We start from the raw sequence: 13,288 nt of genomic DNA on the forward strand, positions 1-13,288 counted from the left end.
AATTACACTCCCTCCTCTTCCAGTTCCTCTGGTTCAATATGCCAGCCATGATCATCATAAAGAGAACGTAGCAGCATACATCCAAACGTGATGAGAAGTCCCAATCCACACACGATCCAGTTATTAAATATGAGGCTCATGAACGAATTTGAAAATTCCTCTCCACTGAACATTAAACCAAGGCCTGCGATGAATATACCAAGAGACATAATAAAAGGGAGAATGGTTGGTGACGGCATATGAATAGGTCCCACTGGTTCTGAAGGTGCCATTTCTGTGTTGCCAGCCATTTTTTCCTTCCAATAAGCATCAATACCTCGTACGAGTGGTATTTGTTTGAAATTGTATTCCGGTGGTGGAGATGGTATCGTCCATTCCAATGTCCGACCATCACCCCAAGGATCATTAGCGACCCCAATAGGCTTCATTGATGTACGAATAATATTGACTAAGAATATAATTACACCCACACCCATCAAGAATGCACCCACGGTACTTATTAAATTCATCGTATCAAATCCCTGATTCGGTAAATACGTAACTATACGACGTTGCATCCCAATAAGTCCAAGGAAATGCTGTACAAAGAATGTCATATGGAATCCAATTGCAAATGTCCAGAATGTCCATTTACCCAGAGGTTCACTGAGCATTCGCCCGAACATTTTTGGCCACCAATAATGGAGTCCTGCGAACAATCCGAATACCATACCCCCAACGATAACATAATGGAAATGGGCTACAACAAAGTAGGTATCATGGAACTGAAAGTCTGCAGGAGCAGAAGCCAGCATCACGCCCGTAACTCCACCCATCGTAAATGTTGGGATAAAACCAACTGCGAATAGGTTCGGTGTCGTAAAGGATACTTGACCACCCCACATCGTAAACAGCCAGTTGAAGATCTTAATTCCTGTTGGAACGGCAATTAACATGGTAGATATCGAGAATAAGGCATTAGCCACAGGTCCAAGCCCTGTCGTAAACATGTGATGCGCCCATACCATGAATCCCAAAAAGGCGATCAAGATCGTAGCAAACACCATTGAACTGTAACCGAAAAGGCGCTTGCGTGAGAATGTAGGAATAACTTCTGATATCACCCCAAAAGCAGGCAAGATCAAAATATATACTTCTGGGTGCCCAAAGATCCAGAATATATGTTGCCAAAGAACCGGATTTCCTCCACCAGCTACATCGAAGAAATTTGCACCTAATATCCGATCAAATGTTAACAATACTAGCCCAACTGTAATAGCTGGAAAAGCAAACAATATCATTGCGGAAGTAACAAATGAAGTCCAAGTAAACATCGGCATACGCATGAACGACATTCCCGGAGCTCTCATTGTAATAATCGTGGCTAAGAAATTAAGACCACCAATTAATGTCCCTAATCCTGCAATCTGTAATCCGACCGTATAGAAATCTACGCCATGTGTTTCACTATACATTGAACTAGAGAGTGGTGTATAAGCAGTCCAACCTGCATCTGGTGCACCACCCATAACCCAACTTAGATTCAATAGGATACCGCCGAACAAGAAGGTCCAGAATCCTAGCGCATTAAGAAATGGAAACGCAACATCACGAGCACCAATCTGAAGAGGAATAAGAGCGTTCATGAGAGCAAATACAATGGGCATAACCCCAAGGAAAATCATCGTTGTTCCATGCATTGTAATTAATTCATTAAATGTTTGTGCGTCTAACATATCATTCATTGGTTTAATTAATTGAAGACGAATGAGAAGTGCTTCAATACCACCGATACCAAAGAACAGTCCCCCACCTAATAAATATAGAATCGCGATCTTTTTATGATCAACAGTCGTTAACCAATCCATTAAGCCCTTGTAACGCTTGACACTATGAGCGTGAGTCAAGGTTTGTACCCCCCTTAGAGTCCTTGCTATTATTAGTAATCTAATTTGTAGTTAGCTAAATATTCTGCTATACCATTGATCTCATCATCGGTAAGTCCCAAGTCTTTTGGTGCAGGCATTTTATTACCTGGTTTAACCGATTGTGGATCAATAAGCCATTCCTTCAAGTTATCCTCGACAGGATTGGTATATTCTCCAGCAACATCAGAATTCAATAGGATACTTGCAACGGTTTCACGCGATCCAATTCCCGTTAAATTCGGTCCAGATGAACCTCCTTGATCTCCAACTGCATGGCATGTCAAACATTGGTTCTTGAAAGTCTCAGCAAGAGCCACATCTTCGATCGGTACCATTGGTTCTTTCATAGCTGTTACCCATTGATCAAAGGATTCTTGACTTACAGATTTTACTTTGAATTCCATGAAACCATGTGATGGTCCACATAACTCAGCACATTTACCCAGATACACACCTTCATTAGGTGCACTGAAGCTAAATTTATTAATCGTTCCATCTGGATTGGTATCCAGCTTACCTGATAAGGAAGGAACCCAGAAAGAGTGAATAACATCCATTGTTTTCAATTCAAATGCTATATCCCTATTGGTTGGAATAATTAAATCTTGTGCTGTTGTGATGTCATACTGAGGGTATTCGAATTCCCACCAATATTGGTGTGATGTTACCTTTACTTTTATAGCATTGTCATCATTAGAATGATCTTCCCCAAAAGCAAATACTTCTTTAACAGTAGGAACTGCTAGAACAAGTACTAATACCAATGGAATAACTGTCCAAATAACCTCGAGTTTGAAATTACCTTCCACTTGTTCAGGCATCTCTGTCTGTCCTGGTCTTCTGCGAAATTTAATGAGTACAAATGCCGCAAGCGCAAACACAATAACCAGTACAACCAACATAATCGAGATGGATAGCTTTATTAGATCGAACTGCCCTTGCGCTACTGGCCCCTGAGGTTTTAGTACCGACAAGTCTTCCCGGCCACAACCTGCCAAGAGCAAAGTAAAAATTGCTAGCATAGGAAGTAATCGCTTCATAACCTGCCACCTTTTCATCATCATCTACCCCACTTTTTATGCAATTTTATATATATTTTCAAACATTATCACCAGAAACTCACCAGAAAGGCTCTTACTATAAACAAAGATATGCATTTGTCAATTATATGTATCACCTATTTTAATATAAGTTTATGACACAACTTTGTCAATCATTGACGACGAGTTCACAAATTGTTCAAATATACGAAAAATAGCGTAAAATAGGGATTTGGAAACGGTTACATTTATTAGAATTTAGATTCTCCTTATACTCTCTACTTATCCAAGTACCTATCAAAAGGAGTTGCTAGTCTACTATTTTACTTTTGCCAATTTTGTGACAGTTGAAATAACTCGTCCCACAATAAAAAAACCGATTCTCGCGGTTAGTACCGCGAAAAACAGTCTATAAGGGCGTTTCATAAAGTTCAATGTTCATTGTACTAAGATATGGAGGAATTCATCCGTCCTAGTTCATGTTCTACCACAGAGGTCAATTCCTCTTCGTATCCTCCCATAATATGATATTTCCTGACGTAATCCTTCACGAACTTCTTTGGATCCTTAGGTTGGAAAATCCGTGTCATTTCCCGTAGACTTTCCTTGACTTCGTTATGACCTTTAGTTGCCATAATTGTTCCCTCCCAATACGCTGAATGAAAAGCTAGGGTTAAGAGAATGCCGAAAAGATCTTCCTTAAACATCATGGAGTAAAATAACTTATGCAATGGATAGAAAGCTCTTCGATCACAGTTCGGGGTAAATTCAAATAATCACCTGGAACTAATGTAGCTGAATCACTCATCCTCATTGTACCATACTTCTCCAATCGTTACAGTACTCCGAACACATGATTCCTTATTTCTTTTTATAATTATGAAATTGATTCTTATAATTAATATTTATGTAGCTTTACATATTTTGTAGTTCCTTTTTTAACCTAAATTTTTTAAAATGAAGATAATCAACTTTTGGAGGAAAAACCATGTATCTGTTTGTCATTAACAAGAAATCCGGCAGCGGGAATGGGCTTCGCACATGGATCAAAGCACAAGAAATACTACAATCGCGCCAGGTACCCTATCGTCATATTTTCACCGAAAATTCAGAACAAGCTGTAGGTTTAATTTCAGATATACTTCAAGAACCTGAATTATGGCAAGCTGTAGCGATCATTGGTGGCGATGGTACCATTCACAGTATCCTGCCTGTTCTACAAAAGACAGGCATACCTTTAGCTGTTGTTCCCGCCGGATCAGGTAACGATACTGCACGTAATTTTGGAATCCCATTTGATACGGAAGGCGCATTAAATGTGATGCTCACAGGTCAGTCACAGGCTGTGGATCTGATCTTAACTTCCGGTGTCCTAACCTTAACAGCACTTGCGATTGGCTTCGATGCGCAAGTGGCAGAGAATGTGAACCAGAGTTGGTATAAGAAGTGGTGCAATATGCTTCGAGCAGGAAGAGTTGCTTATATCATCGGTATCATTCATACATTACTGACTTTTAGACCTTCGAGAGTCAGGGTCACATGCGATAATGAAACAGTAACCTATGAAGATACATGGATGACAGCTATTTCTAATGGCGCATCTTATGGAGGGGGGTTCAAGATATCACCTCAGGCCATTCCAACAGATGGTCAGTTGGACATCTGCGTCGTTCATGGCTGTACTCGGATGCAGCTTCTGACTCTTTTTCCAAGCGTATTAACTGGTAAACATGTGAACTACCCATTCGTTACCATGTTACGTGGTCGTACTATTTCTATTCATAGTGAGCATAAGAGACTTGCATTAGGTGATGGAGAGAATATGTCCAGCCGTCCATACGATTCCACCGTTTCACCAAGCGTCTTGCAAATGATGATCCCAGCAATTTGACTTATTGAATTTTTCATCTCAAGCAGTGACGGCTATGCCGAAATATAAAAGGTGCTGCCCCATTCGTAGAATAACATCTACAATCGGAGCAGCACCTTTTTCTATTCCAAGAGCATTTTCATAAGCCTTCACTATTCTGAAGCAGTAGCTCCTTTTCCTTTGATTCCGTTAAAAATAAGATTCATAAGTATGGCTGTCACACTACCCGCCACAATTCCATTATCTACAAGAATACGAAGCGAATCAGGCAACTGTGCAAATACTTCAGGCACAACGGTTACTCCAAGTCCAATTCCTACGGAACAAGCAATAATAAACAAATTCTCATACCGATTAAGATCCACTTGATCACCGAGCATACGAATACCTGATGAGACAACCATCCCGAACAAAGCAACCATTGCTCCGCCTAATACAGCCGTTGGCACAAGTTGTGTAAGTGCAGCAATCTTCGGTACGAAACCTATTATAATCAAAAGCCCACCTGCAACGACGATAACATCTCTTGTTTTCACGCGACTCATCTGCACCAACCCAACATTCTGGGAATAGGTCGTATAGGGAAAGGAATTAAATATACCACCGATCACGATGGCGATCCCCTCTGCTCGATATCCACGACTTAGATCTTTTGAGGTAATATCTTTATCTACAATTTTACCAAGAGCCATAAATACACCTGTTGATTCCGCTACACTAACAATAGCAACTAAGATCATCGTAATAATGGCTGAAGCATGGAACGTCGGTTTGCCGAAATAGAATGGCTGCACAGCATGAAACCAACTCGCATCTCTTAATGGAGCAAAATCAACATGACCTAACATGCCGGATACGATGGTCCCCACAATTAAACCTATAAGTACCGATATAGAACGTATAAATCCTTTTGTAAAGCGATTCATCAATACTATAAACAATAGGACACCAAATCCAAGCGATAGATTTAAGGGACTACCGAAATCAGGTGAGCCTGATCCCCCACCTAAATCCGTTAGTGCAACGGGAATAAGTGTCACACCGATGATCGTCACCACAGATCCTGTGACTACTGGTGGAAACAATGCAATTAGCTTTCCAAATAAGCCTGAGAATAGGATAACAAATATACCAGATGCAATAATTGCACCATAGATCGCAGATACACCGTCTTTCAGTCCAATCGCGATCATTGGTGATACAGCTTGAAAGGCACAACCTAACATAACAGGAAGTCCAATCCCAAAGAATCGATTCCCCCATACTTGTAACAATGTCGCTACACCACATGCAAGTAAATCAATAGAGATCAAATAGGTCAATTGCTCAGAAGTAAGACCTAACTGTCCAGCGACAATAAGAGGAACAATAACTGCACCTGCATACATCGCTAAAACATGCTGTAATCCAAGAGATAACGTCTGAAATGGATTTCTATTTTTTTGAAATACCGTATTCTGTTCTTGTGCTTGTACATGCTCTTGCTGTTGCATATTACTTTCTTCCCCCTATTTCATATCTATCTATTCTTCTACAAAATTCACTGTTCCATTATCCAACGCAGCAATCCGTACTAGGGATTCCACACGGTAGCCAGCCTCAAGTAAAAGTTGGCGTCCTGGCTGGAAGGACTTCTCAATCACAATGCCTATCCCCACAACCGTAGCACCTGCCTGCTCTACAATTCGTGCTAAACCAAATGCAGCTTCTCCATTGGCAAGGAAATCATCAATAATCAACACACGGTCTGTAGGTTTCATGAATTTCTTTGATACCGTAATTTCATTACTTTCTTGTTTGGTAAAAGAGAATACTTTCTCCACGTAGATATCCTGCTTGAGCGTCAAAGACTTCTGTTTGCGCGCAAAAATGAGTGGTACATTTAATTCCAATGCCGTCATGATCCCCGGTGCAATTCCTGATGACTCAATCGTTAGTACACGTGTAACCTCCTGATCAGCAAATCTACGTGTGAACTCTTTCCCTACTTCTTTCATTAAGACTGGATCCATTTGATGATTCAAGAAAGAATCAACTTTTAACACTTGATTACTGAGTACAATTCCTTCATCAATGACTTTCTTTCTTAGCAATTCCATTTAAAATCCCCCATAAATAAAAGTTGTAAAATCTGCGTTGTCCAAATTATCAAAAAAAGCTCTTCATCACCGCTAATATTCAGCAGGAAACGAAGGGCTTTAGATTAACAAATATACTTGCCTAACTCTACCTTATTAAATCTAAACCACTTGTTTAGAAAGATAGGAATGACATGATATGGCTAATCCGTAGTCCAATCATTCCGGTGATCGGGTAGAGACATGCAGGCCGATTCCTGCACCTATACGGAAGTCGTATGACAATGTAAGTGTGAAATGTAACTTATGAAGTATAACTCATACACCATAACAAAATAAAGTGGCAATAACTAGATTAATGTGAACATTTCACTACTGAATCAATTTCATAATTACGCAAACCAGCTGTATAGCGATTATGAAATTGATTCTTTTATAATAAATTAGACAGAATCGATTTAAGATCTCGATCTTCTGTGTAACGTTCTTCACCTTTATCTAACTCAGTAATTCTAATAGACGTATACTCTGATGCGGGATCAACTGGCTTAAATAGTAATAGATCTCGATCAGCAATCGTCACATTATAATTCATATCTCTGAACATTTCCAACAATTCATCATCACCAGGCTGTTGTTTATCATCTATGAAAATGATCCCACGTAACTGCTTAACCTCAGCTTTATGTTTAACTTCGAAATGTACGATGCATTCCAGCATTACATCACTCCTTATCGTAATTAACATCTTCATTAGCATCAAAAACGTCTATGCCAACGTATTTATTATATATTTTTTCATAATGTTGGCCATAACGCTCCGTAATTACATCCCCAATGTCTTTCTCCATTTCATAGAGAACCATCTCTTGCGTGAAATGACTTAGAAGAAGTTCAGTCATCGCAGGATGTACACTGACCATCGCGATCATAGAGGTATCTTTCCCATTCATACCGATCATACACCACTTCCGATCGATAACGAATGAGAATTTACGAACCGAACTCACTGGAGGCTGAGCAAAGGATGAGTCCCACTCTGGCCACAACATTTGCCGACTCAAGCTCGTTTCTCCACCATCCGTAGACCAGAGCAACCTCACGCCTCTGCTCTCAGCACGTTCCAATTCACTACGTAACAGCGTTGCCACCTCATGTGACACATCAATGACAATTTCCCGTTCGGATCTCTCCAACGCTTGAGCAAGCGCCGCCAAGACTTGTTCATTCCCTTCAACAGAGGAGAAAGGATGATGATCTGGCTCAGCCCTTGGCATTTGGCTCTCAATATAGGTGATTGATTGACGCATTTGACCTGAGATCATCTGCGTTAATTCTTCTGTCTTAATCATACTGTAGCGAACAGGTTCCCCTGAAATCTGATGGAGAAATCCTTGATGGGATAATCGTTGTAAAGTCGTATATACATTAGAACGAGATACACCCAATCTTTTAGCCACTTCATATCCCGATAACGGGCCACTTCCAGCCAACTCGACCATCACTTTGGCTTCCATCTCCGTAAATCCTAAATTACGAAGATGATGTAACAACTGTTCCATTCTTATGTCCTCCCAGGCTGCACGAACGTGTTCCCTTTTTCGAAACCATTGATATTATATCTGTTCTGCACCACAACGTGTACACCACTTAGACCCTACTGGCAGATCGACAGCACATATCTGACAGTTGATACTTTCCTCTGATGCCGCTACTTCGTCTTCCCCACTTAACTCATCGTGGTCCTGACCTTTCCAGTAACGAACTCGCCGATCAAGTTCCAGTTGGCGCTCACGCTCACGTTCCAGTTCCTCTACTTGCCTGCGTTCTCGGTCTATTCCTTGTGATTGCTTATCTATATTCACGGGATAATCCAACTTCTCATTCGTGTCTGGATACTCTGGGTTTAGAATAACCAGATCTTCTGGCTGTATTGATTCCTTCTCCGGAACAACACTCTTACCTTGCCGAGGTTGATTCCTAACCTCTGACAATTTTGTGCCACAATACGGGCAATAGTTAATATCTAAGGGTGCAACCTGACCACATTCACATAGTTTTTCATTCTTTAATTCGGCAATACGCCCACGAAGACCCTCTATTTCTTCCCACAGTGTATCACAAGCTTTCGATAATTTAACCATTTCTGTCTCTGCTTCACTCATGTCCTGTGATTGATAACCCTGATAGAACACTTTACCCATTTGCAAGAAGTAGATGTCCATTTCTCTTTCAATGTCATTCATGTGAGTTTTAATTTTATTAACTTCTACAAGTCCTTGAGCCTTCTCCGTTGCACGGTTAGCTCCATCTTTAATTCGTTGCATAATATTCATAAATAAACACTCTCCTTCGCGAGTTCACAATCCTTTTAACAAACACTATGATTAGCCCAATGCTTGCTCTAGCGTTATAATAATAATCAATGATTCTTTTTTACCCAAAAACCGTAGTGCTAACTCTATCATAACAAATTTTTATATGGATTGTGAAAAGGTATATCCTGTACAGTTCAGAAAGGTAGGCCGCAATTGCATCAACCCACTCTTCAATATCAGTCACATCCGCCCGGCGTGCCCATTACCACACCATTACCACAGACCCCATCTGCTCCAACTACAACAAGTAAAGAACTCGTTCAACCAGCCGTGGAGGATGCGTTCTACTTCCGTGCACTGGAGGAAGAAGGGATTCTTCTAAATGGACCACAAATTGACGCTGTTCGTCACGGTCATGGACCATTACTCACACTTGCTGGAGCTGGTTGTGGCAAAACAACCGTCTTGGCCGCACGTACCGGTTATTTAATTGCTGTTCGTGGTGTTCCTGCTTCACAAATATTATTAGTTACATTCACGAGCAAAGCAGCAGCAGAAATTAAAGCCCGTATCGCTAATATACCTTGTATTACACCCTTAGCAGCACGCTCTGTACAAGCACGAACCTTCCATTCATTTGGGTTAGCAGTATTACGTCAATCGGGTCAACGAGAACAAATCCTCAGTGATTTCTCAACTAGACATACGATTATGAAAATCATATTACGTCGCCTGAAAGTAGGAGAGACTTATCAACCTGAGACACTCTTAGCCGCACTCTCCTCTTGGAAAATGAATGGTGAATGGCCTACTGATCTTCCTTCTGATACAGCTGAAGAATTAAAGATCAAGAAGATTATGCTGGCCTATGAAGAATGGAAACAAGGACGTAATCAATGGGATTTCGATGATATATTGTTACACACAACAAAATTATTGAATGATCCTTCTCGACTAACCGAACTACAATCAAGATTCAGCTATTTGATGGTCGATGAGTTTCAGGATACGAATACAGTACAATATGATATCGTACGGAAGTTATCTGCAGGGCATCGCAATCTTATGGTCGTAGGCGATGATGACCAGACGATCTATTCTTTTAATGGTGCACGACAAGAATCTGTTCTGCAATTCGATCAAGTCTACCCAGACGCCACCATTATTTCACTTCCCATCAACTATCGAAGCGATTCGCGGATTCTCGGTCTAGGAACAGCACTCATCGCTCACAATGTATTCCGCCGAAACAAGCAACTAGTCGCTGCAGGATCTAAAGGTAATCCACCCTACTATGCATCTCCTATGAGCGTGGAGGAAGAAGCCTCCTTTGTTGTTGATCATATAGAAGAACAAGTACGACTTGGAGAGATCTCCTATTCTGATATTGCTATTCTCCATCGAACTGCTGGTAGTAGTCGTTCCGTATTAGAACAATTATTAATTCGCGGAATCCCTTTTGTCCAATATGGCAACAATACCGTCTTTTATGATCAGACCATCATTAAGACGTTAATGGATCATCTTCGATTATCACTCGATCCGCGTTGTAAAGAAGCCTTTCAGAGTACACTTGGTCCACTTTATATTTCTCGTGAAGAGGGACTTAATTATTTGATGGAACAAGAGAGGAAACAATCAAAGAAATACCCTCTCATTCACCTCTCGCATTGGGATCGTCTTCAGCCATTCCAACAGGCAGCCGTTAAAGAGCGAATCCGATTGATCAAGAAGCTAACATCACTCAAACCTGTATACGCAATTCGAGAAATGAGAAGAATCTTTTATGATAAGTATTTAGAGGCTGGAGATCCACTTCTTCACACCCAATATAAAGAGACACTTACCGATAGCTTGGATGAACTTGAGAGTGCTGCTGAACGATTTAGTACGGTCGAGCAATTCATAGCTCATGCTGATGAGTTAACTTTACGACATCAACAAATGGAGGATATGCGTGATGGCAATGCAGGTCATGCAGTACAATTACTAACCATCCACCGTGCTAAAGGGATGGAATTCCGTCAAGTCTATTGGATTGGCGCCAGCGAGGGAATTCTTCCTCATAGTACAGTGCTCAAAGAGAAGATCCCGCAAGAAATGAAAGCTACTCACCCACAGACAGCTGAATCCAAGCTCGCTCAAGCTGCGATTGAGGAGGAACGTCGTTTAGCATATGTAGCTGTAACCAGAGCCAAGGAATCCTTATATATCACCTCACCAAGCCATTATCACGGCAAAGCGGTTGAGCCATCTCGATTCATATTGGAAGCCTTTGGGGTGATACGCAAGCATTCTAGTTGATCTTAATAATGACAAAGAAACAGTAGACCTTGGGACAACCCCTGATCCACTGTTTCCTTGTTTGTCTTCTGGAGCTGTCGCACATCATGAACGACTAAAGCTTAATATTCGTTTCATCGAAATATTCTTCAACCGTCAGTACACTGTCAGCTAGGTCCGGTGCTATATCCGTTCCTATATAACGAATATGCCATGGTTCATATACATATCCTGTCCTATCCTCAGCACCCTCAAGATATCGGATCACGAATCCATACTCCGATGCATGCTCTGCCAACCACTTACCTTCCACAGTCTGACCAAATGATTCCTCGAGTACATTCCCTACACTTGGACTAGACACATCCATTGCAAGACCAGTCTGGTGCTCACTATTGCCTGGTGTGGAACTAACGCGAGAAGCTGCTTCCTCTCCTCGATTACGAACATTAGTCTCGTAAATTACCTTTTGACGATCATAGGAGCGATAACCTGATACCGCACGTAATTCAATTCCGTCAGCCTCTGCACCAGCAAATAACTCTTCCAAGGCTTCCGCGGCTTCTTTACGCATCATTCGTTTCTCGTGTGGACCATCGAAGGAAAAGGGAACATTAGGTTCCACTAGATCCTTCGGTTCATATCCCTCTGGAAGACCCCGCTGTTTATTCACAATCACTGTTATCGCCTCTGGATTTGTTACTACAGATTGTCCTTCTACTTCTTGGATTGTGGCTTGGATGGAGCTCTCACTACGCACCGCCATTACAGGATCGACAGCTTGTCCACCACTGTTCGCTGCCCCTTGTTCATTCTCCACAATTTCCTTCTGATCTCCTTGACCGGCAGGTGCAGCCTGTAGGGCTTGTCCTTCTTCTTGTGCGGAACCCCCTGTTTTAGGTCCACAACTTGCAAGTAGAACACAACACAGAATAAGTGTGGGCACTATTAACAGACGTTTCCAATCTTTTGGTCGCCATGTCTGTGAATTCATCGTAGCTCTCCTTTGTTGATAAATTTTATTTAAGCTGCATAGGCGATTATGAAATTGACTCTCTTATATTTTAAAGTATAACTTACGTCTTTTTTCGGCAGAATCTGATGTTTTCTTAATAACCATTCGCAACGCCTTCTGAAATCCAGGAACACTCTTCAACAACGGTGACCAATCATCAGCATTTAGTTCCAATTCTTCCTGCGTAGAGAGGTGTATCGTAACATCTTGAAAAAGAGGACCTGGATCATGTAATTTCCCTTGTTCTGCGGCTTCTGCTAACCAGTCGCCTGGAGTAGGTCCTAGCTTCTCCTTCTCTTTGGCGATCGAAGCTTCCAGTAAGGCTATTTCCTTCTCCTGTGAAGTCGTTGAACTAGCCCAAGCATCAAATACATTAGATAATAATTCTTGTCTTGGCAAGCCTAACAGAGTCAGCTTCATAAGTGGATCTATCATCAATTGATCCCAAGCATATTCACGCATGGATAACAATGCTGTACAATTCACATTCCCACAATCACAACCCGCTTCTTCCCACAATAATGGAATAGGAGATGGCAACAATTCAAGAACCCACAATGGAGTCTCCCCATTAAGTATACAGTATAGGTCATGAGGATTCCCTCGCAATTCCTGGAGTATCTCTTCTCGTATCTGAGGAGAACTCTTTTCCACAGGAATACTTACTACGTGCATTAGGGTTTTATCAAGGGAATCGTTCAAGGTCGCTATCCATCGTCCAGAATGTGCCTCTAGTACGATATCCTCTACCTTTGTCAACTTTATCCCCCCTACTCT

The 13,288-nt window shown here is 41.4% G+C and carries 12 protein-coding genes and 1 riboswitch; of the genes, 2 read left to right on the plus strand and 10 right to left on the minus strand.

The genetic code is table 11. The annotated features are described in order from the left end of the window. Nucleotides 1-2: 2 nt before the first annotated feature. From ctaD to LPB68_RS09465, 3 genes are all read right to left on the minus strand, one after another. Nucleotides 3-1,847 (minus strand): cytochrome c oxidase subunit I, encoded by a 1,845-nt coding sequence (gene ctaD / locus LPB68_RS09455; RefSeq protein WP_068660154.1) that lies wholly within the window; start codon nt 1,845-1,847, stop codon nt 3-5. A 71-nt stretch (nt 1,848-1,918) separates the two neighbouring features. Continuing rightward, entirely contained in the window at nt 1,919-2,968 is a 1,050-nt protein-coding gene (gene coxB, locus LPB68_RS09460; protein WP_068659863.1) for a cytochrome c oxidase subunit II, read from the minus strand. 425 nt (nt 2,969-3,393) lie between these two features. Then, the gene (locus LPB68_RS09465; RefSeq protein WP_068659865.1) at nt 3,394-3,582 is read right to left on the minus strand and encodes a hypothetical protein; all 189 of its coding nucleotides are present in this window, start codon (nt 3,580-3,582) and stop codon (nt 3,394-3,396) included. A gap of 353 nt (nt 3,583-3,935) precedes the next feature. Between LPB68_RS09465 and LPB68_RS09470 the strand changes: the two genes are divergently transcribed. Continuing rightward, a complete protein-coding gene (locus LPB68_RS09470) occupies nt 3,936-4,838 on the plus strand; it encodes a diacylglycerol/lipid kinase family protein (protein WP_068659867.1) in 903 nt (300 codons plus the stop codon). 131 nt (nt 4,839-4,969) lie between these two features. Here the strand turns inward: LPB68_RS09470 and LPB68_RS09475 are convergent, their stop codons facing one another. From LPB68_RS09475 to LPB68_RS09495, 5 genes are all read right to left on the minus strand, one after another. After that, nucleotides 4,970-6,310, minus strand: a complete 1,341-nt coding sequence (locus LPB68_RS09475) for a nucleobase:cation symporter-2 family protein (protein ID WP_068659868.1) — start codon at nt 6,308-6,310, stop codon at nt 4,970-4,972. Nucleotides 6,311-6,340: 30 nt separating this feature from the next. Beyond that, nucleotides 6,341-6,916, minus strand: a complete 576-nt coding sequence (locus LPB68_RS09480) for a xanthine phosphoribosyltransferase (RefSeq protein ID WP_068659870.1) — start codon at nt 6,914-6,916, stop codon at nt 6,341-6,343. Nucleotides 6,917-7,086: 170 nt separating this feature from the next. Next, nucleotides 7,087-7,186: riboswitch (purine riboswitch) on the minus strand. Nucleotides 7,187-7,328: 142 nt separating this feature from the next. Then, a complete protein-coding gene (locus LPB68_RS09485; RefSeq protein ID WP_418303824.1) occupies nt 7,329-7,616 on the minus strand; it encodes a hypothetical protein in 288 nt (95 codons plus the stop codon). A gap of 4 nt (nt 7,617-7,620) precedes the next feature. After that, a complete protein-coding gene (locus tag LPB68_RS09490) occupies nt 7,621-8,457 on the minus strand; it encodes a TrmB family transcriptional regulator (protein WP_068659872.1) in 837 nt (278 codons plus the stop codon). 54 nt (nt 8,458-8,511) lie between these two features. Continuing rightward, nucleotides 8,512-9,231, minus strand: coding sequence for a zinc ribbon domain-containing protein (locus tag LPB68_RS09495; protein ID WP_068659873.1), 720 nt, complete (start codon nt 9,229-9,231; stop codon nt 8,512-8,514). A gap of 195 nt (nt 9,232-9,426) precedes the next feature. Here LPB68_RS09495 and LPB68_RS09500 point away from each other — a divergent pair, with 195 nt between their 5' ends. Further along, complete coding sequence (locus LPB68_RS09500; RefSeq protein WP_068659875.1) at nt 9,427-11,517, plus strand: ATP-dependent helicase; 2,091 nt, start codon at nt 9,427-9,429, stop codon at nt 11,515-11,517. Nucleotides 11,518-11,611: 94 nt separating this feature from the next. On the opposite strand, the gene LPB68_RS09505 is transcribed toward LPB68_RS09500, so the two are convergent. Together LPB68_RS09505 and LPB68_RS09510 are read right to left on the minus strand one after the other, a co-directional pair. Beyond that, a complete protein-coding gene (locus LPB68_RS09505; protein ID WP_068659877.1) occupies nt 11,612-12,490 on the minus strand; it encodes a M15 family metallopeptidase in 879 nt (292 codons plus the stop codon). Nucleotides 12,491-12,553: 63 nt separating this feature from the next. After that, nucleotides 12,554-13,270, minus strand: coding sequence for a hypothetical protein (locus tag LPB68_RS09510; protein WP_068659878.1), 717 nt, complete (start codon nt 13,268-13,270; stop codon nt 12,554-12,556). Between the last annotated feature and the right edge of the window lie 18 nt (nt 13,271-13,288).

The organism is Paenibacillus crassostreae (assembly GCF_001857945.1).
GTDB classification, from domain to species: Bacteria; Bacillota; Bacilli; order Paenibacillales; family Paenibacillaceae; genus Paenibacillus_AQ; species Paenibacillus_AQ crassostreae.